The organism is Glutamicibacter sp. (assembly GCF_035257265.1).
Taxonomy (GTDB): Bacteria; Actinomycetota; Actinomycetes; order Actinomycetales; family Micrococcaceae; genus Glutamicibacter.
In genome coordinates, this window is the sequence record NZ_DATEXC010000069.1 from 1 (window position 1) to 21,986 (window position 21,986).

Annotated in this window: 15 protein-coding genes; 12 read left to right on the forward strand and 3 right to left on the reverse strand. The window is 55.7% G+C overall.

Annotation, left to right across the window (positions count from 1 at the left end; all coding sequences use genetic code 11):
- Nucleotides 1–48 precede the first annotated feature (48 nt).
- A complete protein-coding gene (locus tag VJ369_RS18120) occupies nt 49–540 on the reverse strand; it encodes a hypothetical protein (RefSeq protein ID WP_324093400.1) in 492 nt (163 codons plus the stop codon).
- 87 nt (nt 541–627) lie between these two features.
- Here VJ369_RS18120 and ilvD point away from each other — a divergent pair, with 87 nt between their 5' ends.
- The 5 genes from ilvD (at nt 628) to VJ369_RS18145 (ending at nt 7,728) form a co-directional block, all read left to right on the forward strand.
- Nucleotides 628–2,331 (forward strand): dihydroxy-acid dehydratase, encoded by a 1,704-nt coding sequence (gene ilvD, locus VJ369_RS18125; protein WP_324093401.1) that lies wholly within the window; start codon nt 628–630, stop codon nt 2,329–2,331.
- A gap of 285 nt (nt 2,332–2,616) precedes the next feature.
- Nucleotides 2,617–4,500: an acetolactate synthase large subunit gene (locus tag VJ369_RS18130; protein ID WP_324093402.1), complete on the forward strand. Its 1,884-nt coding sequence runs from the start codon at nt 2,617–2,619 to the stop codon at nt 4,498–4,500.
- Nucleotides 4,501–4,503: 3 nt separating this feature from the next.
- Nucleotides 4,504–5,022 (forward strand): acetolactate synthase small subunit, encoded by a 519-nt coding sequence (gene ilvN / locus VJ369_RS18135; protein WP_096288635.1) that lies wholly within the window; start codon nt 4,504–4,506, stop codon nt 5,020–5,022.
- A gap of 73 nt (nt 5,023–5,095) precedes the next feature.
- Nucleotides 5,096–6,118, forward strand: coding sequence for a ketol-acid reductoisomerase (ilvC, locus tag VJ369_RS18140; RefSeq protein ID WP_382344689.1), 1,023 nt, complete (start codon nt 5,096–5,098; stop codon nt 6,116–6,118).
- 344 nt (nt 6,119–6,462) lie between these two features.
- Nucleotides 6,463–7,728 carry a hypothetical protein gene (locus tag VJ369_RS18145; RefSeq protein ID WP_324093403.1) on the forward strand — a complete coding sequence of 422 codons (1,266 nt, stop codon included), beginning with the start codon at nt 6,463–6,465 and terminating at the stop codon, nt 7,726–7,728.
- A 137-nt stretch (nt 7,729–7,865) separates the two neighbouring features.
- On the opposite strand, the gene VJ369_RS18150 is transcribed toward VJ369_RS18145, so the two are convergent.
- Together VJ369_RS18150 and rfbA are read right to left on the reverse strand one after the other, a co-directional pair.
- Nucleotides 7,866–8,471: a hypothetical protein gene (locus VJ369_RS18150; RefSeq protein ID WP_324093404.1), complete on the reverse strand. Its 606-nt coding sequence runs from the start codon at nt 8,469–8,471 to the stop codon at nt 7,866–7,868.
- 189 nt (nt 8,472–8,660) lie between these two features.
- On the reverse strand, nt 8,661–9,545 hold the full coding sequence (gene rfbA / locus VJ369_RS18155; RefSeq protein WP_324093405.1) for a glucose-1-phosphate thymidylyltransferase RfbA: 885 nt from the start codon (nt 9,543–9,545) through the stop codon (nt 8,661–8,663).
- Nucleotides 9,546–9,648: 103 nt separating this feature from the next.
- Here rfbA and rfbB point away from each other — a divergent pair, with 103 nt between their 5' ends.
- The 7 genes from rfbB to VJ369_RS18190 all read left to right on the forward strand — a co-directional run bounded on the left by rfbB (nt 9,649) and on the right by VJ369_RS18190 (nt 21,959).
- Complete coding sequence (gene rfbB / locus VJ369_RS18160) at nt 9,649–10,668, forward strand: dTDP-glucose 4,6-dehydratase (protein WP_324093406.1); 1,020 nt, start codon at nt 9,649–9,651, stop codon at nt 10,666–10,668.
- Nucleotides 10,668–12,104, forward strand: a complete 1,437-nt coding sequence (locus tag VJ369_RS18165) for a bifunctional dTDP-4-dehydrorhamnose 3,5-epimerase family protein/NAD(P)-dependent oxidoreductase (protein WP_324093407.1) — start codon at nt 10,668–10,670, stop codon at nt 12,102–12,104. The genes rfbB and VJ369_RS18165 overlap by 1 nt, the downstream gene beginning before the upstream one ends.
- 312 nt (nt 12,105–12,416) lie before the next feature.
- Nucleotides 12,417–15,050: a helix-turn-helix transcriptional regulator gene (locus VJ369_RS18170; RefSeq protein WP_324093408.1), complete on the forward strand. Its 2,634-nt coding sequence runs from the start codon at nt 12,417–12,419 to the stop codon at nt 15,048–15,050.
- Nucleotides 15,047–17,734: a helix-turn-helix transcriptional regulator gene (locus VJ369_RS18175; protein ID WP_324093409.1), complete on the forward strand. Its 2,688-nt coding sequence runs from the start codon at nt 15,047–15,049 to the stop codon at nt 17,732–17,734. Before VJ369_RS18170 ends, VJ369_RS18175 begins: the two co-directional genes overlap by 4 nt.
- A 579-nt stretch (nt 17,735–18,313) precedes the next feature.
- A complete protein-coding gene (locus VJ369_RS18180; protein ID WP_324093410.1) occupies nt 18,314–19,843 on the forward strand; it encodes a sugar transferase in 1,530 nt (509 codons plus the stop codon).
- Nucleotides 19,843–20,940, forward strand: a complete 1,098-nt coding sequence (locus VJ369_RS18185; protein WP_324093411.1) for a Gfo/Idh/MocA family oxidoreductase — start codon at nt 19,843–19,845, stop codon at nt 20,938–20,940. The genes VJ369_RS18180 and VJ369_RS18185 overlap by 1 nt, the downstream gene beginning before the upstream one ends.
- Nucleotides 20,937–21,959: an NAD-dependent epimerase/dehydratase family protein gene (locus VJ369_RS18190; protein WP_324093412.1), complete on the forward strand. Its 1,023-nt coding sequence runs from the start codon at nt 20,937–20,939 to the stop codon at nt 21,957–21,959. The genes VJ369_RS18185 and VJ369_RS18190 overlap by 4 nt, the downstream gene beginning before the upstream one ends.
- The last annotated feature ends 27 nt before the right edge of the window (nt 21,960–21,986 follow it).

Here is a 21,986-nt window from a genome sequence, read left to right on the forward strand (position 1 = left end):
CTCGCGCGATGCGCGAGCCCGCCGGAGTTCAGGGATACTGCAGGTGTCCTACACGAAGCTTTCGGTGCCCTCGATGGTATTCATGAAGTGATCCATGAAATCAGCGAAATCCCGCGCATCTACTTGTTGATCGATAACCGCGCCAACGCTGACCGCATCATCAACATGCACGTCGATACTCGGAGTCCCGGGGATAGCAAAACGGAAGACGCGTCCGGTGGACGTAGCGACTTCGTAACCGCCATCGTTGAGCAAGGCCAGCTGATTCACGTTGGTGTTGTTGATGGTGATGGCTGCTTCCGACGCGGAAAGATCGGTTGAAGAGACCGGTGCGAGGACGAGTTCCGCTGGCTGACGTCGATATCCAATGACCTTTAATCCTCCCGAGCCGGCAATGCCGGTACCTGCGACCAGGTTATAGCTGGCGAAGTTGGGGATCTGTGAGTCAAAGGCCTCATGGAGGAGGCGCTTGACGTGGTCGGTAGGATTTTCGTCTGGGCGTGGGTCCATAAGTTCCACTCTACCGACTTTGATGGACAAATTGATCAGTCTCCTCGCATAGCGAAATATGTCATTGTCGCGTCATGGGTTGTCCAATTGGTCATATTGACTACTAGAATCTCAAATATGAGCCAGGATACAGCCCCAGATATCAAACCACGTTCACGTGTGGTCACCGATGGTATCCACGCTGCCCCATCACGCGGCATGTTGCGTGCGGTCGGCATGGGAGACGATGACTTCGCTAAACCGCAAATCGGCATTGCCAGTTCGTGGAATGAAATTACCCCTTGCAACCTTTCGCTGAACCGCTTGGCGCAAGGCGCCAAGGAGGGTGTTCACGCTGGGGGAGGGTTCCCCATGCAGTTCGGCACCATCTCGGTCTCCGATGGCATTTCCATGGGCCATGAGGGAATGCACTTCTCGCTGGTTTCCCGCGAGGTCATTGCCGACTCGGTAGAAACCGTCATGATGGCCGAGCGCCTCGACGGTTCGGTCCTGCTAGCCGGCTGCGACAAGTCGCTGCCAGGCATGCTGATGGCAGCTGCCCGGCTCAATCTGTCCTCGGTATTCCTTTACGCCGGTTCCATCATGCCTGGTTGGGTCAAGCTCGAAGACGGCACCGAAAAAGATGTCACCCTGATTGATGCCTTCGAAGCCGTGGGCGCGTGCGCCGCCGGTAAGATGAGCGAAGAAGACTTAGGCCGCATTGAACGTGCCATCTGTCCGGGCGAAGGCGCCTGCGGCGGCATGTACACGGCCAACACCATGGCATCCATTGGCGAGGCACTGGGCATGTCCCTGCCTGGCTCGGCTGCCCCGCCATCCCCGGACCGCCGCCGCGACATGTTCGCGCACAAGTCCGGCGAGGCCGTCGTTGAGATGCTGCGCAAGGGCATCCGTGCCCGCGACATCATGACTAAAAAAGCTTTTGAAAACGCCATTGCCGTGATGATGGCCTTTGGCGGTTCCACCAATGCGGTGCTCCACCTGCTGGCCATTGCCCGCGAGGCCGAGGTTGAACTGAGCCTGTCAGACTTCAACCGCATTGGCGACAAAGTTCCGCACCTGGCGGACCTGAAGCCTTTTGGCCGCTATGTGATGAATGACTTGGACCGTATCGGCGGTGTACCGGTGGTCATGAAGGCGCTGCTGGATGCTGGATTGCTGCACGGGGACTGCCTGACCGTCACCGGTAAGACGATGGCAGAAAACTTGGCGCATATTGCTCCACCGGATCCTGACGGCAAGATCCTTCGCGCCGTGGACAATCCGATCCACAAGACCGGCGGTGTCACGGTGCTTCATGGTTCGCTGGCACCGGAAGGTGCTGTGGTGAAATCCGCAGGCTTTGACGCCGACGTTTTTGAGGGTACCGCCCGCGTGTTCGAACGTGAGCAGGGTGCACTGGCGGCTTTGGATGCCGGCGAAATTCACGCAGGAGACGTAGTGGTCATCCGCTATGAAGGTCCTAAGGGTGGTCCGGGGATGCGCGAAATGCTTGCCATTACCGGTGCCATCAAGGGTGCGGGACTTGGGAAGGATGTATTGCTGCTGACCGATGGCCGTTTCTCCGGAGGAACTACCGGTTTGTGCATTGGGCACGTCGCTCCGGAAGCCGTTGACGGCGGGCCAATCGCCTTCGTCAAGGATGGGGATAAGATCCGCGTGGATATTGACGCGCGCAGCTTTGACCTGCTGGTTGAGCCTGCCGAGCTGGAGGCTCGCAAGGTCGGCTGGGAACCACTGCCGGCTAAGTTCTCCACTGGTGTGCTCGGCAAGTACGTCAAACTGGTCAACTCGGCGTCAACCGGCGCCTACTGCGGCTAAGAAGATTTTGTAAAAGTCATTGGTTGGACGCCAACGCGTCCAACCAATGGACATTCATCTCATATAATGAGATGTCAGGGGTCTCCAGTTGCTCTTTCCCTCCGGGTGGAGAAAACTAGAGATATGCAAACAACCACCGAGGTTCTACTAGTTATCAGGCGCGAAGCCTGAAACGTTGTCCACTAGGACAGAACGTCGGTAACGCGCCAGCCCCCTTTCGTCAGTAGTGACGGCCGCGGGGCGTTTTTTATGCGCTAACGAAGAGATAGAAAAGGAAGGGTCCCGATGAGCAACTCAACACCAGCCAATCCGGCCTCGGTTGCGAAATCAATCAATCGATCAAAGGATGCCGCCACCGCTGTCTCTTCCGTCGTGGAAGCTTCGAACCCGGTACAGGGTCCGAATAATATCGTCGCTCCCACAAAGATGACGGGGTCACAAGCCATCGTCCGCTCGTTGGAAGAACTAGGCGTCAAGGACGTCTTCGGATTACCAGGTGGGGCCATCCTTCCCACCTATGATCCACTAATGGATTCGACCAAAATTAATCACATTTTGGTTCGCCATGAACAGGGTGCAGGCCACGCCGCACAGGGTTACGCCATGGTTTCCGGTGAAGTGGGCGTTTGTATCGCCACCTCCGGTCCAGGTGCAACCAACCTCGTCACCGCGCTAGCAGATGCCAACATGGACTCGGTTCCAATGGTGGCAATTACCGGCCAGGTACACAGCGCATTTATTGGCTCGGACGCGTTCCAAGAAGCGGACATTGTTGGCATCACGATGCCAATTACCAAGCATGCTTTCTTAGTGACAAATCCAGAAGAAATTCCACGAGTTATGGCAAGTGCCTTCTACCTCGCACAGACCGGACGCCCCGGTCCGGTGCTGGTAGATATCACCAAGGATGCCCAGCAGGGGGACATGACGTTCTCCTGGCCACCAAAGGTGGACATCCCCGGTTACCGCGTGGTGACCAAGGGGCATAACAAGCAGCTGCGCGAAGCCGCCAAGCTGATCGCCAGCGCAAGCCGTCCGGTGCTCTACGTGGGCGGCGGCGTCATCAAGGCCAACGCGCATGAGGAGCTGAAGGCTTTTGCCGAGTTCATCAACGCCCCGGTGGTCACTACCCTGACCGCACGCGGCGCGTTCCCGGACAGCCACGAACAGCACGTCGGCATGCCTGGCATGCACGGCGCGGTGTCCGCGGTAACCGCCTTGCAGCAATCAGACCTGCTGATTACTCTGGGCGCACGTTTTGATGACCGCGTCACCGGGGTGCTCCCATCCTTCGCCCCTAACGCGAAGGTGATTCACGCCGATATCGACCCGGCGGAAATTTCAAAGAACCGCACCGCGGATGTGCCAATTGTTGGCTCGCTGGATGAAATTATTCCGCAGCTGCAAGAAGCCTGCACTACGCGTTTTGAAACCGATAAGCCACAGGATCTCACCGGCTGGTGGGCATTGCTCAACCGCCTGCGTGAAACCTACCCGATTGGCTACACCGAAACTCATGACGGGCTTTCGGCTCCACAGAACGTGATTGAACGGATTGGCGCACTCAGCGGTCCCGAGGCGGTCTACGTGGCCGGCGTGGGCCAGCACCAGATGTGGGCGGCGCAGTTCGTGAAATATGAGCGTCCGCGCTCATGGCTGAACTCCGCAGGCCTGGGCACCATGGGCTACTCGGTACCCGCAGCAATGGGCGCCAAGGTAGCTCAGCCAGACCGTGTGGTGTGGGCGATTGACGGAGACGGCTGCTTCCAGATGACCAACCAGGAGCTGGCCACCTGCGTGATCAACCAGATCCCCATCAAGGTCGCCATCATCAACAACTCCTCGCTGGGCATGGTCCGCCAGTGGCAGACGCTGTTCTACAACTCGCGCTACTCCAACACCGATTTGAACACCGGTCACGGAACCGCACGAGTTCCGGACTTCGTGAAGCTGGCAGACGCCTATGGCTGTGTGGGCTTGCGGTGTGAACGCGACGAGGATATCGACGCGACCATCCAGAAGGCCTTGGAAATCAATGATCGTCCGGTAGTGATTGACTTTGTGGTCTCCGCTGATTCCATGGTGTGGCCAATGGTCCCTTCAGGTGTCAGCAATGATCAGATTCAGATCGCTAAGGGTATGACCCCAGTCTGGGAAGAGGAAGACTAGAACATGGCAAAGCATACGCTGTCGGTACTTGTCGAAGACGTTCCCGGCGTACTCACCCGAGTAGCCAGCCTCTTCGCCCGCCGCGCATTCAACATTCATTCGCTCGCGGTGGGTCCCACCGAAATCGAGGGAATCAGCCGCATGACCGTGGTGGTTGACGCCGAAGGGGATTCCCTGGAGCAGGTCACCAAGCAGCTGAACAAGCTGATCAACGTCATCAAGATCGTGGAGCTGCTACCGGAAACCTCGGTGCAACGCGATCACATCATGGTCAAGGTCCGCGCAGACGCGGCAACGCGCCTGCAGGTTACACAGGCGGCTGAGCTCTTCCGCGCCTCGGTGATCGACGTGGCCCAGGATTCACTGGTCATCGAAGCAACCGGCAACGCCGGGAAGATCGATGCACTGCTGGCGGTCCTTGAACCATTTGGCATCCGTGAGATTGTCCAGGCCGGTACCTTGGCCGTGGGACGCGGAGCCAAATCGATGAGCGACAGGGCACTGAAAACCCTTTCCGCCTGAGCACTACCAAATACACTTTTAACAACAAGCTTCTTTGTCGAAGAAAACCTAAGGAGAAATCACAGTGGCTGATATGTACTACGAAGACGACGCCGATCTTTCAATCATCCAGGGCAAGAAAGTCGCAGTCATTGGCTACGGCTCCCAGGGTCACGCACACGCACTGAGCCTGCGCGACTCCGGCGTAGAGGTCATCGTCGGCCTGGCCGAGGGCTCGAAGTCCCGCGCCAAGGCAGAAGCCGAAGGCCTGAAGGTCGCCACCGTGGCAGAAGCCGCCAAGTGGGCAGACGTCATCATGATCCTGACCCCGGACCAGGTCCAGGCTCAGGTTTACGCAGAGTCGATCTCCGAGCACCTCGAAGAGGGCAACGCCCTGTTCTTCGGCCACGGCTTCAACATCCGCTTCGGCTTCATCAAGCCACCAGCAAACGTTGACGTGGCACTGGTTGCCCCGAAGGCTCCGGGCCACACCGTGCGCCGCGAATTCGAAGCAGGCCGTGGTATTCCTGACCTGATCGCCGTGGAGCAGAACTTCACCGGTGGCGCCAAGGAACTGGCACTGTCCTACGCTGCAGGCATCGGTGGCACCCGCGCCGGCGTCATCGAGACCACCTTCACCGAAGAGACCGAAACCGACCTGTTCGGTGAGCAGGCAGTTCTCTGCGGCGGTACCTCGCAGCTCGTACAGTACGGCTTCGAAGTTCTGACCGAAGCTGGCTACAAGCCAGAAATCGCTTACTTCGAGGTACTCCACGAGCTGAAGCTGATTGTTGACCTGATGTGGGAAGGTGGCATCGCCAAGCAGCGCTGGTCCATCTCCGACACCGCTGAGTACGGCGACTACGTCTCCGGCCCACGCGTGATCACCCCAGAGGTGAAGGAAAACATGAAGGCTGTACTGGCTGATATCCAGTCCGGTGCATTTGCTACCCGCTTCATGGAAGACCAGAAGGCCGGAGCTCCAGAGTTCAAGGCACTGCGCAAGAAGGGTGAAGAGCACCCAATCGAGACCACCGGCCGCGAACTGCGCTCGCTGTTCTCCTGGATCTCAGATTCCTCGTCGGATGACTACGTAGATGGTTCCGTGGCTCGCTAAGGCAGGCTTCACCCTCGACCTATAGCTAAACCCCTGGCCCCGATCGATTGAAAAATCGTTCGGAGCCAGGGGTTTCTGTTTTGCACAAAGTGGCACGTTCTTTCAGTGGAATCGAAGGGGGGAAAAGCACGAAACGTTGGATGGATGTGGAACCCTGTGATCAGCAAGTGCTTTAGTATTCAAGTAAATGGTGGGAAGATTGGTTTAGAGATTTCTCACCGTGGGTCATAGTGGTACGGATACCGGTTGGATTGAGTCGCATTCAAACCGCACTCGCGCAAACGTGACTGGTCGTGTACTTGCTGGCACGACTGCGGTGCAACATTGATGCTGAAGGAGCAAAAATGGCTAGTAACGATATTGAAATTGTCGCTGACGGTAACGGCGTAGCTGTTTTGGGCGAACGTGGTGCCGTTGACAAGTACTTGAATTCTGTTGGACTACTTTCCAAAGAACTGCCACTTGATCGTTTGAACCCAGCTGTAGGCCTCGGAGCATCGGCGCTGCAGGCTAGCAGTGGGATAGCGGAGAACTACGGCCGCTGGGTCAAGCTCTCCGAAGAATCGGCACAGATTTTTAAACACAAAAATCTGATGGCTGGATCAGGAAAGGGACTCAAGCGAGCCGTCCTCATGAAAGATGGCAAGATCAGCAAACACCTTGAGATTATCACCAGTCCTACCGCTTTCCTGTCTAATCCTGCGGTCCTTACGGGCGTTGGCGGCATCATGGCGCAGTACGCCATGCAACAGACCATGGATGAAATCACCGACTACCTGAAGGTGATTGATGAAAAAGTCGACGATATCCTGCGTGCGCAGAATGATTTGGTTTTTGCAGACATCGACGGCGTGGGGATGCTGATCGACGATGCGATGACTGTTCGGGAACAGGTTGGCTTTGTCGGGGAAACTACCTGGTCTAAGGTTCAATCGAATGCCAAAACCATTGCATCGACCCAAGCGTACGCACTGCGTGCCCTGGACGCGCTAGCAGAAAAACTTGAGAAAAAATCCAAGATGGGTGAACTCGCTAAGATCACTCGCGAGATCGAATCTAAGGTCAACCCATGGTTGGCCGTCTTGGCGAGATGCTTCCAGCTCCAAGATGGCATGTCTGTCCTGGAGCTGGACCGCGTTTTGAATGGCTCCACCGAGGAGCTCGAAAATCATCGAGTTGGACTCGAAATATCACGTGAACGTCGAATCACCCACATCACACAAGTGACCGAGCAACTTTTGGAACGAATTGCAGCTGTTGCTGGATTGGCCAACTCCAAGGTTCTATTGCATCCCAAGTCTTCGAGCGATGTCATCAAAGCAACAAATGTCGTATCCAACGATGTAGGTGAGTTCCAAAACAGACTGGGAATTGAGAGTGCATTTGGTGCTCTTGAATCAAAGAAGTGGCTCAAGGCAGTCTCAGAAGTCCGGGATAAGGTTACTGACGCAGGTGCTGATGGCCTTAGCGCTGTTAAGCAGTTTGGAGACGACACGAAGAACCGTGCTCTAGATAAGGCAGGAGATATGGCCGCCTCATTAGCTGAGAACATCAGAAAGAGCCGAGACGATGATGACGAGGATGCTGCTAAAGACGCCATTGAAAAGTAAAAATCAACTTTAGTTCATACCGGCGGTGCACTGCCTCTGAGACCTTTATGCTTCCAAGTAATTGACCGTGGCCGCATTCCGAAGAAAGCAACCACGGTCAATTTATCGTCTTGTTCCCAAGTATCTAGCTGGGAGACTTAGCGCTTGGAGGCTCGGTAGCCGGCCTTGCGAGCATCGGCAGCGGTCTTGAAGCACTCTTCAGGCTTGGTACGGTCGTAAAACGCCCCACCAGGTACGTGGTACTTCCACTCACTATTACTGCCGGTACGGTTTCCTTTCACCGGGTAGCCAGCAGGACAATTCTTGACCTTGCCGTTCATCTTCACGGACTTCTTGGTCGAAGCCTTCTTGACCAGCAAAGTCTGGGTCTTCTTAACAGTCGAGGTTTTGCCCTTGAGCTGGTATTTAACCGAGGTGGTGACCTTGTACGTACCGGCTGCAAGCTTGACCGACTTCTTGTTCTTGGCCACGGACTTCTTGCCCTTGGTCACGCTCAAGATCGCGGACTTGATCTTGACGTTCTTTGCCTTGGAATAGCTGGGCTTGATGGTTGCCTTCGCTGAACCCTTGACCGTTTTAGTCCCGATCTTCTTGATGGAGACGGCCGGGGCTTTCTTGGCGGCGGAGACACTAATGGTCGGAACAGCAGACGGCTGCGAACTAGCAGTAGCCGCGGTGACACCTGAGAAGGCGAGTGCGCCGGTTGCGATGATAGCAAGGGCGCGCTGAGCGAGTTTATTCAATTTTTCCCCAATGAATTTTCGGTCCGAGTACGGGACTCCATGGTCCCGAAATCTGATTCTAATATGAGAATCTGCCAGAAAGTAAAAGACTCGTATAAAGATGTCGTTGAATCGTGTTTTTCGAGGAAAACGCAAAATGATTCCCTTCCGGACAGGGGAAGGGAATCATTTGAGAAGCAAGGCGAGAGCTTAGTGGTATGGATCGGCGAAGCTGAAGTCAAGCAGTCCGTTGAGGTAATCACCGTAACCGCTCTTGGCGAGCGTCAATGCCCGCTGGCGTAGCTGTTCATTGTCGATAAATCCCTGGCGCCACGCGACTTCCTCTGGAACACAGATCTTTAGCCCTTGGCGGGCCTCGATGGTGCGCACAAAGTTTGAGGCGTCGTTCAATGATTCAAAGGTTCCGGTGTCCAGCCAGGCGGTACCCCGAGCCAGAACGTTGACGTTGAGCTTTCCCTCGTCCAGGTACAACCGGTTGATATCGGTAATTTCCAATTCACCGCGCGCCGATGGCCGCAGCTCGCGAGCCTTGGCTACGACTGAGTTGTCATAGAAATACAATCCCGGAACCGCATAATGGCTTTTCGGGTTTGCAGGCTTCTCTTCCAAAGAGATGGCTCGGTGTTCGTCATCAAATTCCACGACGCCGTAGGCACGTGGATCAGCAACCCAGTACCCGAAAATGCTAGCCCCGGGGTTGTCCACGTATTTTTGCAATTGTGTGCCGAAGCCAGGCCCATGGAAGATATTGTCACCCAGCACCAGTGCAACCGAATCATCACCAATATGGTCTTCACCGATAAGGAATGCTTGTGCAAGCCCATCTGGTGTTGATTGCACACGATAACTGAGCATTATTCCGAATTGAGAGCCGTCCCCAAGCAGCCCTCGAAATAGAACCTCATCCTGTGGTGTGGTGATAATCAAGATGTCTTTGATCCCAGCGAGCATTAAAGTCGACAACGGATAGTAGATCATCGGCTTATCAAAGACCGGCACCAGCTGTTTTGAAATTCCCTGTGTAATTGGGTGCAGACGCGACCCGGTTCCCCCAGCAAGTATTATTCCCCTCATGTTCCGAGCATAACTATGGGGTCGACAGCGCCGGCAGAGTAGTCATACTCGAAAATTGCTAGGTTGCTTCTGCACCTGTCGGGCCTCTGGCTAGTCTGAGAAGATGAAAAGAATCCTTGTAACTGGGGGAGCAGGATTCATTGGGGCGAACTTTGTCCACCATATGATTGAGCACTCCGACAGTGAAATCACAGTCCTAGATAAAATGACCTATGCCGCGAATCGGCAGTCGTTATCCGGTCTTGATCCCAAACGGGTAGACCTTGTAGAGGGGGATATCTGCGACTACGTGCTGGTCAATGAGCTGGTGCCGCAGCATGACGCGGTAGTTCATTTTGCCGCAGAAACGCACAACGACAATTCCTTGCATGATCCTCGCAGCTTCCTGAATTCAAATGTCGTGGGGACCTTTGAACTACTTGAAGCCGTGCGCCATCACGAGGTACGCCTGCACCACACCTCCACGGATGAAGTTTACGGGGATCTGGCACTGGATGACCCGCAGCGCTTCACCGAATCCACGCCCTATAAGCCTTCAAGCCCCTATTCGGCGTCCAAGGCATCTAGCGACCTGCTGGTCAAGGCATGGGTGCGTTCCTTTGGCATTGAGGCAACACTGTCCAACTGTTCCAACAACTATGGGCCGTTCCAGCACGTGGAAAAGTTCATTCCGCGGCAGATCACCAACGTCCTTGAAGGGCAACGCCCGAAACTCTATGGAAACGGAGCCAACGTCCGCGATTGGATCCACGCCAGCGACCACTCCTCTGCGGTGCGGAGAATTCTCCAGGCCGGTGAACCTGGGCGTACTTACCTCATAGGTGCCGATGGTGAGCGCAATAACCGTGACGTTCTGGGATTGATCCTGAATCTCATGGGCCGGGAAGCTGATGATTTTGAATGGGTTGCGGACCGTGCAGGGCATGATCTGCGCTATGCCATTGATTCCTCAGTGCTACGCGAGGAATTGGGCTGGGCACCGCAGTACACCGACCTTGAGAATGGTTTGGAGCAGACCATTGCTTGGTATCGGGATCACCGTTCATGGTGGGAGCCGGGCAAGGCACAAACCGAGGAGCGTTATCGGACGCAGCTTGCTACCGACGTTCGTGTGGCGAGCTGATGAGCCAGGACAAACAACTCAAGGTAGAGCACACGGCTATTCCCGGGTTATTGGTACTTCACTTACCGGTGCATGCCGACCAGCGCGGTTGGTTCAAAGAAAACTGGCAGCGCCAAAAGATGGTGTCGGCCGGATTGCCAGACTTCCACCCTGTGCAAAACAATGTCTCGTTCAACGCAGACCTTGGTACCACGCGTGGTTTGCACGCGGAGCCTTGGGATAAATATGTTTCGGTGCTCTCCGGCGAGATCTTCGGCGCCTGGGTGGACCTGCGCCCCGGGGCGACTTTCGGCACAGTATTCACCGTGCGGATGGGACCGGATCAAGCAGTGTTTGTACCTCGGGGTGTAGCTAACGCGTTCCAGACCTTGAGCGATAACACCGTGTATTCCTACCTGGTCACCGCACACTGGACCGAAGCCTCGCGCGCCGAGTACAGCTATGTAAATCTTGCTGACCCGCAACTGCAGATTGACTGGCCTATCAACTTGGATCGAGCCATCGTTTCACAGGCCGACAGAGACCATCCGTACCTCAATGCAGCCAAGCCCGTGCAGCCAAAGAAAGTTGCTGTGCTCGGCGGCAATGGGCAGTTGGGTCGTGCATTCGCTCAGCTGGCCAAGATTGACCCGCGACTTGTGGTTTTGACACGTGACGACGTAGATCTGCAGCGTTCCGGATTCACGGACTCGCTGGAGCTTTCCGGATACAGCCACGTCATTAACGCGGCAGCGATGACCGCGGTAGACCTCGCGGAAACTCGTGCAGGCCGCGCCGAGGCCTGGCAGGTCAATGCTGTGGCCGTACGCCAATTAGCCGCAGCATGCGCGGAACAGGGTGTCACCTTGGTGCAGTTGTCCACCGACTATGTCTTTGATGGCGAACGAGACAATGTTGATGAAGATGAAATGATCTGTCCCTTGGGTGTTTACGGTCAGAGCAAGGCTGCCGGGGAACAAGCCGTACTGGCCCATGCCCAGAACTATGTGGTGCGGACCAGTTGGGTTATCGGCCAAGGGAACAATTTTGTGCTGACCATGCTGCGTCTGGCCGAGCAAGGGATTGACCCGAAAGTGGTTGACGACCAGATAGGCCGGCTGACTTTCGCCAGCGAACTTGCCTCAGGAATCATTCACTTAATAAATTCGGGCAGTTCCCCGGGAATTTATCACCTGCAAGGAAACGGCGAGCCCGCGAGCTGGTATCAGATTGCGCGCAGAGTCTTTGAACTCAGTGGACATGATCCGGCAAGAGTGCAGCCGACAACCACCCGAGAATATGCTTTCGATAAGGAATTTCTGGCGCCGCGTCCAAAGCACAGCACCTTCAACATGGACAAGTTACGTGCCACCGGATTTGCCAGCCGACCTGAGGCAGATTTGCTTACGCAATTTCTGGAAGTTGCGTCTGAGAAGTCACAGTACGTGACCGAGTAAAAATAGAGTATGACGGAAAGACCAGTGAATATTCCTCGATATTTCCGTGGATTTTCAGTGACCGAAAAATCAAATAATTCGGAAAGCCCCAAGTCAAATAGATTCTAGTGCAGAGTCAACAGCTCGGTACTGGAGTACCTGTAAAACTTCACGGTACCTGGAAACCGAGTATCTAGTACCTGTATTGCAACATTATTGTGGCAAGCAGCTGATTTCCGGGCGGTTCCATCCTAATATGGGATTCACGCGGTGGAATCTAAACATTCCAACCGTAATCTTGGGGGGAACGAACCGATTGGGGCGGTTTGAATAATGGAATATTCACGTTTTTTGTCAGTTAACAACGCTCAAAATGTCCAAAGGCTCTGGGGAGATGCCAAATTTCTAACGAAATCAAAGGACATTCCAGCAAATACAATTGGCAGGATCCTCAGTGATCCGCAGTTGTCTGGTGCAGTGGTCTCCGGTCCAACCGGCAGTGGTCGTCGCGCAGTAGTCGAGGCTGGCCTTGGCTTGCTCAGCGAGGCACCACGACTCATTCGCTTGAACGGAAGCAATTTTGGCACGAAGGTGCCATTGGGTGTGCTGTCGTTTCTGCTAGCGCAGTTGGACGTTGGTTCGCAAGCCACGCGCCACGAGCTGATTCACGGGCTGGGAAAGATTCTTTGCCTTGAGAATTCTGCTGCATTGGTGATGCTTGGACGTCCGGATCTTATTGACGAGCAATCAAGCTCATTGCTTGCCCAGCTCGCCGTCATGGGCAAAATCAAACTCGTCGTTATCTGCGAACATGTGCAGGATCTACCGGGTGATCTTTTTGCCTTATTTCGGTCGGGAAAACTCGAACAGCTTCGTGTCAGCCGCATGGACAGCACGCAGACTCACGAGTTTTTAGAGCAGGAACTCGGTGGACAAATCTCGATCTATAGCTCGGCGACACTGTGCTATTTGACCAACGGTAATCGCGGACTGATGCTGAAGCTTGTCCGTAGTTGGTGCGTGAATGGCCAGTTGGTTCAGCAACATGGTGTGTGGGTTCTCCGCTCGGCCGAACTGGGGGCGGGTCAAGAAATCCAGTCACTGTCCAGTTCATTAACGGCGGGAATGACTGCTGCAGAACGAGAGCTACTGACCATCCTGTCGCTCGGCGGCCCGGTAGCTTTGGATCGCGTCCATCTTTCTGGTTTGACGGCTCCACTTGATGGTCTGCTCAATCGCGGAGTGGTCAAGTACCTTCATGAATCTACCAACAGCGTGGCGATAGCCACACCCTTGCTCGGATTGATGATGCGTGCCGATGCCGGTGGGAAGCCAAAAGCCAGTGACCGCACCCGACTTGCGCAACTGCATCCAGATCCAGATGCCGCACAAACATTGGAAGCTCTGCGGGAACTGAAAGATATCGGTAAATATGCCGACCAGCTTGCACTGGCTGAAAAGTTCCAGAGCCACGGATACGGTCCGGCAGGCTGGCAGATTGATCCACTGGTGCGTGTAGGAATTTTAAAAATGCATGTCAACGCGTTGACTCTGGTTGGCCGGCAGTCGGCAACACCTGAGGCTATCGGTTACGCCTGGCAGGGGCTGCGTTTGGCAATCAACGAGTCCGGTGCGCGTGAACCATTGATCCTCGCTGGACAGGAACTTGAAGTTCTCAGCCAGATGTCGCTGTTGTCAGAAGACGAAATGACCAACAGCTCAGGGGTAATTGGCGGTACTGAGGTTTTAGCGGGATCTTCGAATTGGATGAGTGAATCTCTGCATCTACGTGCCTTGGCAATTCAAGCCAAAGGCTGGGCAGCACAGTCGCGCCAGGCTGACGCCACATCTTTGGCGGGACACGTGGATGATCAGCTGCGCGCAATCCGCTTTAATGCGCCGTTAGTCAGCAGGTTTGGTCCAGAGGACGTAGCAGATATTGAACAGTTACTCCTGCAAACCGAGCTTTTGGCAGGACATTGGAAATTAGCGGCGTCTCGCGCGCAAAAACTTGCCGCTGGTAGTCAACTCAATCCGCTGCTGATGGCTCACGCTCAAACGGTGCATGGAATTCTCCTCGGGTTGGGCAACGATCACGAAGGAGCCCTGCGAGTATTGGAGCCTTGTCTGCAACAACAGAGCTACCAAGGTGATCAGAGTCTTCGCTGTGCCGTGGAATCCGTAGTCACCTATGCCTTGGCCTGTTCAGGCAGGCGACTGGAAGCTACCACCTTGATGGCCAATGGGCCCAGCGAAGCTCAAAACACGTCAACCCCAATAAACTTCTACACTTGGACGTCTGAAGTTTTCTCTTCTCTCAGCTTGGCTGAATTAGGTTCAAAAGACGTGGCTCAGGCTCGGCTAACGCAATTTGCGCAGCAAATCCAAGGGGAGGGACATCAGGTTCTGCAGATGCTTACCTTGGCATTCGCCGTGCGTTTGGGTCACTGGGACTCGTTGCCACAGCTTGAAGTAGTGAGTCGTCGGTGCAAAGGAATGTTAGCTCAGAGTCTTGTCCAGCTTGCAAAGTCGGCCAGCGAAATAGATGGGGTGGTGCTGGCCCAGACCCTGAAAACCTTGGCCTTCCATGGCCACCTGCTATTAGCTGCCCCGGCGCATAATGAGCTTTTTTCCTTGCTAGACGCTAAGGAGCAACGCAAATTGTCTAAGGCTGTCAACGGGTACAAACGAGCTTCGGCTCCGGATAATGCATCCTTGGGCGAACGCCAAATTGATTCGGCGGAACAGCAACCGAGTTGGGTTCGTGACTTGACTAAACGCGAGGCTCAGATTGCTCAATTGGCGATCCGCGGAAAATCGAACCTCGAAATAGCAAAATTTAATGGTGTATCGATACGTACCGTGGAGGGTCACCTTTACCAGGTTTATTCAAAGCTCCAGGTGCGCAACCGCCAAGAACTAACGGCTTTGGATCGCTCGAGTCGACGCACGGTAGCCCAAAGATGATCAAGCCGCGAGGAATCAGCCGCGCTAGTTCACCTGAATACAATGAACTGCTACACGTATTGCGTCATCCAGGCTCCGGAGGGGCGTTGATTCTTGGAGGCCTTGGCATGGGTAAGACCAGTCTCGTGGAGGCGGTGTTGTCAGCATCAGGCATTCAGCGCCCGGTAATGACGTTATTCTGCAGTGAGTCTCTGAGTTCTGTAGCTCATGGTGCCTTGTCACCTTACTTAGGGGCCTTGGACAGCATTGATGAGCCAGTGGCTGTGCTGCGCGAGCTGAACCGGACATTGTTTAGCGCAGATCGTGCAACGCGGTCCCATATTGTGCTTGTCGAGGACGCACAATACCTGGATGCCCAAAGCTGTTTTGTGTTGTCGTTGCTTATTGAAAATGCAGCTGTGAAACTCATTGCTGTAGGTGCTGGGACCCTGGATGCCAACTCGCCGCTTGGGACACTGAGCGAGGTTGCCTCGCTCAGCACCATCGTCATGCAACCACTGGATCTCAGGGGCGTCAGAGAAGTTGCCGAAGAGATTATTGACGGGAGGCTCAGCGACGGATCGGTGCGGATTATCGAGCGCATGACTAGGGGTAATCCGCGCTTCGTGGAAGCCTATACAGCTTCCTGCAAGGATCAAGGAATCTTGTTCCAGGACGATTCTCTACTGAAGGACTCAACGGTTCACGAACCGGTATGGATCATTGCCCGTCCATTGCCGGAAATTGATGCGCGGCTACGCTCTTTAGGCCGCGAACTGACCCGCTATCTGCCGATGGAGGAACAGTTGACCCTGCGGCTGTTGGCCTTGGGCGGACCGCAACGTCCGGAACTGCTTGATGAATGTTCTCTGCCCTATCGGCGATTAGTTGACGCGGGGGACCTAGCGGTCGTCGACGGTGCGATTGCTTTGCGCTCTGAAATGCAGCAACGCGTGGTCCGGGAATTGGTGACCGAGCAACAAAGCGCGCAGCTGCACGAGCTTTGGAGCACCGCCGGCGCTAAATTGAAGATTGAGGCTAACGCACTGGAAGTGCTGTGGAGTTTGGAAATCGGAGAACCGGTACCTGCGGCGACGGTTCTTCAGATCGCACAGGAAACCGCAAGTGCATTGGATTATGCCCTGGCTTTGCGGTTATGCACCCTGGGAAAACTTTCGCAGCTTCACGAACAAGGCGCACTGCTCGAAGCCCAAGTCCTGTTGGGAATGGGCCGGTACTATGCGGCTCGTGCCCTGCTGCTACGACTGATTGATCAGCTGACCGACTTGGAAATACTGGGTCAGGCTTTTGCCTACCTGCTAGAGGTGACTACCTGCATCGGTATGGATCGGAGCGAACTGCAAAAGATCTTGGGCACGTGGGAGAGCCGGGCCGAAGGCCAAGACGATCCACTTGCCGTGGAAGCGTTTCTCGCCTTGCAAAAAGCAGGGGCCGGCGTATTGGATTTGTGGATTCGGGTTAATTCAGCCAAGGGACCGCGGCCTAGCGCCCAAGAGCTGCACAACTTCCTGGAAGATCCCGATCTGCCGATTCAGGCACGAATCATTTCCATGATCACACTCAGTGACCTATACAGTTCTCAAGGACTGTGCTCGGATGCACTTCAGTTGGCTGAATCGGCCATGGAAATACTTCAGGCACAAACACAACTACGTTCCCTCTACGAGGTGCGCGTGTTTTTCCGTATTGGCTGGAATCTCTTGTTCCTTGGCGAATATCGACGTGCAAAGCAGTTCATCAATGAGTACCGCGGCACGGAATTAAACTCAATTCAGCACTATCAAGGAGTCGTTTCCTTGCTGGACGGAATTAGTGATCTCTTGCAGAGCCGGGTACGTCCTGCCATTTCGAAGATCGCCGAGGCAGTGACCGAACTGCGGATTGTTGATACCGCACAGGTGCTGGCGGTGGCTACTAATCTATATCGGCTACTGCTGGCGCGCTTGGGAACTCCGGTACCCGCAGCCGTGGCATTCGGAACGGTGGATGACGTGGCCGGAGGATATTCCGCGGTGCCCGGATACCTAGGCGAGGAAGCCTCTGAACAGCGTATCTTTCCGCGAGCTTTCGCCGCAGCGCTGGGCAATCCGCATGAAGGCGAATCCATCGGTGATTTCCCGCTCGTTGAGCGCGAAATCCTCTACAGCCAGACTCGGCAACTCAGCGATGAGGAAATGGCCAATTCGCCGCAGCGCGAGCGGCTTTGCCTCCTGGCCGGCGAACACCAGGGCTCACGGCCCGCGCTACTGGCGAGGCTGATGCAATTGCTTGGCGCAGCTAACAGCGAGCCGCTGGAAGACTTAGCTGCGCAAGCCCTGGCCAAGGAGGAATATCTAGTGGCTATCGAAGCGATGGCCCGGGCCGCCGAACAATACGCGGCTGCAGGAGACCAGCGGCGATGCGGTGCACTGCTGCGGCGCACCGCAAAAATCCTCGAACAGCACGGGCTGGATTCGGGCAAGTACATTGCCCGCATTTTGGCGTTGACCGAGTTAACTGCGCGCGAGGCTGAAATCGTGGAGCTGGCCCGTGCAGGCCGGAATAACGCCCAGATTGCCAGGGCGTTGACCGTCTCGCAGCGAACCGTTGAAGGACACCTCTACCGGGTGTTCTCAAAGCTGGGAATTACCGAACGCTCTGCGCTTAATAACGCAGGACTCCAAGCGGGTACCGGTACTAGGTAATTACAAGTGGTTTGGGCAATCTTGGGGTAAGTACCACGCGTGCGGTGCAATGCTCTGGTTGCGTAATGTGAATTCTGGGAGCCGACGAGCAACCTACCAGACCCTTCCCGAACGAGTGCGTACCTGCCACACTGCTTGCTGTTGCTGTGGCAGCGAGACTCAACCCTTAAACGGGGCCGGTGGTTCGTGAATCCGCAAGGATATACCCCCAGCGCGGCCGCCGGTCCCTTGGCAAGAAATAGACCCCGCACCAGTAACCCCTCTGCTCTGGTGCGGGGTCTGTTCTTTTAAGCCCGTTTTTACTTATTCAAGTAGTGAGCGAGTAGGAACCAAGTGCCAAACGGGTATTTACGAATGCCGGCAGCGGAGCATTTGAGTGTTCCGCCACTCGTGTGCAGTGATCAATTGCATCCTAGGCTCAATACATACGAGGACAACACAGCTATTTGGGAATGGCTGGACCGTCCTCAAATTGGGGAATTGCATCTTTCTTGGGGGAAACATAGATGTTTAACATTGTGTTGCCAAATTGTGCCCGCCCTTGCCATGCCATGTCGCAGAGCAAGGCGGGACACAGTAATGTCGCAAATTAGCAGCCGACTAGGCGAAAATAATCTTAACGCACTGGGGTCTTGGACTACCTTGCGTCCGGTGTCCACTCGCACTGTCACAACCGTAGGATCCAACGGCCGGGCTTATCTTCGTAAGCTATTCACCACAGACCTATTGATCGTCGGCGCTGCTAGCGCGTTGCCGGCGCTGGCCATGGGGCAAGGTGCGGTGAGTACACCACTGGCACCGTCCTTAGGTGGGCCCTATGTGCTGACAGCAGTGCTGTTGACCATGGCCTGGATGCTGAGTCTGAAATCTTTTAAGGCGCACACCCTAGGCAGTGTCGCCGTGGGGATGCAGGAATACAAATTCCTTGTCTATGCCGCGCTGGTTCTTGCCGGGGCTTTAGGGACACTGATCGGCTTGACCGGATTCGGTGATCTGCGGGTCTATCTGGTCATCACCTTGCCCATAGGCTTAGCCGCCCTGCTCACCAGCCGGTGGACCTGGCGCCAGTGGCTGATCCGGCGAAGCCGCAGCGGCTACGCGTTGAGCAACGTGTTGATCTACGGGCAACCAGCCGATACACCATTCGCCGTCCGCCAGATTTCTAAGCGTTCGGGCCCGGCCTATCGGGTAGTTGGAGTACTGCTGGACGGGGTTGCGGATGCGCAGGCCGAACAGGATATCCGACTTGCTGATCCCACGCTTCCGCTGGCTTATGACGCCGGTTCCATTGAGCAAGAGGTAGCTCGGCTGGGCGCAGACTCGGTCATCGTTGCCGGCCCGCTCACCGGCGGAAACACCGCCTTGCAGCAACTTGGCTGGCGTTTGGAAAGCACCGGCACAAAGCTCATTGTGGTTTCCGCGCTGACCGGTGTGGCCAGCCGACGGGTACGTACTAGCCCGGTAGATGGCATGCCGTTGCTCCATGTTGAACTGGCTAAGTTCACCGGCGCACGCTATTTCTTCAAACGCGGCTTCGACATTGTCTTTTCTTCGCTGGCCTTACTCGGGCTTGCCCCGGTGTTCCTGGTCATTGCGCTGCTCATCCGACTCGATGGGCCAGGCAAGATTTTCTTCAAACAAGAACGTGCCGGCCAAGATGGACGCCCGTTCAAGATGATCAAATTCCGCACCATGGTCGAAGATGCCGAAGCGCGTCTGGCCAAACTCCAAGAACAGAACGAGGGAGCCGGCCCGCTCTTCAAACTTAAGGACGACCCACGTATTACCCGCTCTGGCCGGTGGCTGCGTAAGCACTCGCTGGACGAGCTGCCGCAGTTTGTGAACGTGCTGCTCGGTGAAATGTCGGTGGTGGGACCACGTCCGCCGCTATTCACGGAGGTGCAGACCTATCAGGGACACACTCACCGCCGGCTGCTGCTCAAGCCCGGAGTGACCGGACTGTGGCAGGTCAGCGGCCGTTCAAACCTGGATTGGAAGGAAAGCGTACGGCTGGATCTGTATTACGCAGAGAACTGGACCGTGCTCAGCGACTTGCGCATTATCTGGCGCACCTTCCGCGTCATGATCAAACCCGATGGAGCTTACTAATGAGCGTTGCACCCGAAACCCTGATTCACCCTGCCTTGCGTGTGGCCGTCATCGGCGCAGGTTACTGGGGACCGAACCTGGCACGTAACTTCGCGATGAGCACTGACTGGGAGCTAGTGGCCATTTGCGATATGGATCTAGACCGGGCCGAAGCACTGGCGCGCAAGACCGGTGAACCTGCCGTGGTGGGTTCACTCGATGAACTACTGGAATTCCATGACGTGGACGCGGTGGCCATCGCCACCCCGGCACGGACCCATCATGCGATTGCCATGGCCGCCATCGCGGCCGGTAAACACGTGGTCGTGGAAAAACCACTGGCAGATAACTCGGTGCACGGGGCGCAAATGGTAGATGCCGCCGCAGCGGCCGGAACTATCCTGATGGCTGACCACACCTACTGCTACACGCCTGCGGTCCTGAAAATCCGCGAATTATTGGCAGCTGGCGAACTAGGCGACATTCTTTATATTGACTCCACCCGGATCAACCTCGGGCTGGTCCAGCCGGACGTTGATGTGTTCTGGGATCTTGCCCCGCATGATCTGTCCATTCTGGATTTCGTGATTCCCGGCGGGCTCAACCCGCGCAGTGTCACAGCGCTTGGCTCAGATCCGCTGAACGCAGGCAAGTCCTGTGTGGGGTATCTGAGCATGGAACTTGATCACGGCGTCCTGGCCCATATCAACGTCAATTGGCTTTCGCCAACAAAGATCCGCCAGATGGTTATTGGTGGTAGCCGAAAAACCCTGGTGTGGGATGACCTGAATCCACAGCAGCGGCTCACCATCTTCGACCGCGGTGTGGATCTTGACCGGCAGGAAATGATCCGCGCCGACGTGGAAAACCGCAAGGGCGCCACCATTTCTTACCGGCTCGGCGACACCTGGTCTCCGGCGCTCTCAGAATTTGAACCATTGGGATTGATGGTGGCCGAATTTGCCGCCAGCATCCGTGGATCACGGCCTGCACCCACCGACGGGCCTTCGGCACTTCGGGTGCTCAAGGTCTTAGAAGATGCAAGCCGAAGCTTGGCTGCAGGATCCACAGCCCAGCCAACACAAAACCCTACTTCCGTCATGGAGAACGCACGATGAACGAAAATATTAAGAACCTTGCAGGCGGACGCTACCTGGTCACCGGAGGAGCTGGCACCATTGGCTCCGAAATTGTGGATCAGCTACTGGCAGCCGGTGCCCAGCAGATTGACGTGCTGGACAACCTGGTCCGCGGACGGCGCAGCAATATCGAGAAGGCGCTGGCCACCGGGCGTGTGAACCTCATCCTGGGGGATATCGCAGACCGCAGCCTCGTGCGTGAAGTGACCGCGGGCAAGGACATGGTGTTCCACCAGGCGGCTATCCGCATCACCCAGTGCGCGGAGGAACCACGCCTCGCGGTAGATGTCATGGTCAACGGAACTTTTAACGTCCTCGAAGCGGCGGTAGAAGCGAAAGTACCAAAGATTGTCGCCGCGTCCAGCGCGTCGGTGTATGGCATGGCCGAGGAATTCCCGACCACCGAGCGCCATCACCCGTACAACAACGACACCCTCTACGGGGCGGCCAAGACCTTCAACGAAGGCTTGTTCAAATCCTTCCGTGCCATGTACGGCATGGACTACGTGATGTTGCGTTACTTCAACGTCTACGGCCCGCGCATGGATGTGCACGGTGCGTACACCGAGGTTCTTGTGCGCTGGATGGAACGCATAGCGGACGGTCTGCCACCACTAATTTTTGGTGATGGATCCCAGACCATGGACTTTGTGGTTTCCGAGGATATCGCCCGGGCCAACCTGTTGGCTGCCAGCAGCCCAATATCCGAAGGCATCTACAACGTGGCCAGCGGCACCGAGACCAGCCTGAAGGAACTGGCTGAAACTCTGCTCAAGGCCATGGATTCGGATCTGCATATCGAATACGGCCCGGAACGCGCTGTGAACTCGGTGTCCCGGCGTCTGGCAGATACCACCGCCGCACGGCATGATCTTGGTTTTGAATCAAAGATTGGCCTGGAAGAGGGTCTTCGGAAACTCGTGGACTGGTGGAAGCCGTTGCGTGAAGAAGTAGCTGCCGGGCGGGCCTTGAAAAAGCCGGTCGGCGTAACCAAATAAGCGAACAAAGATTTTTTGGGGGAAGAA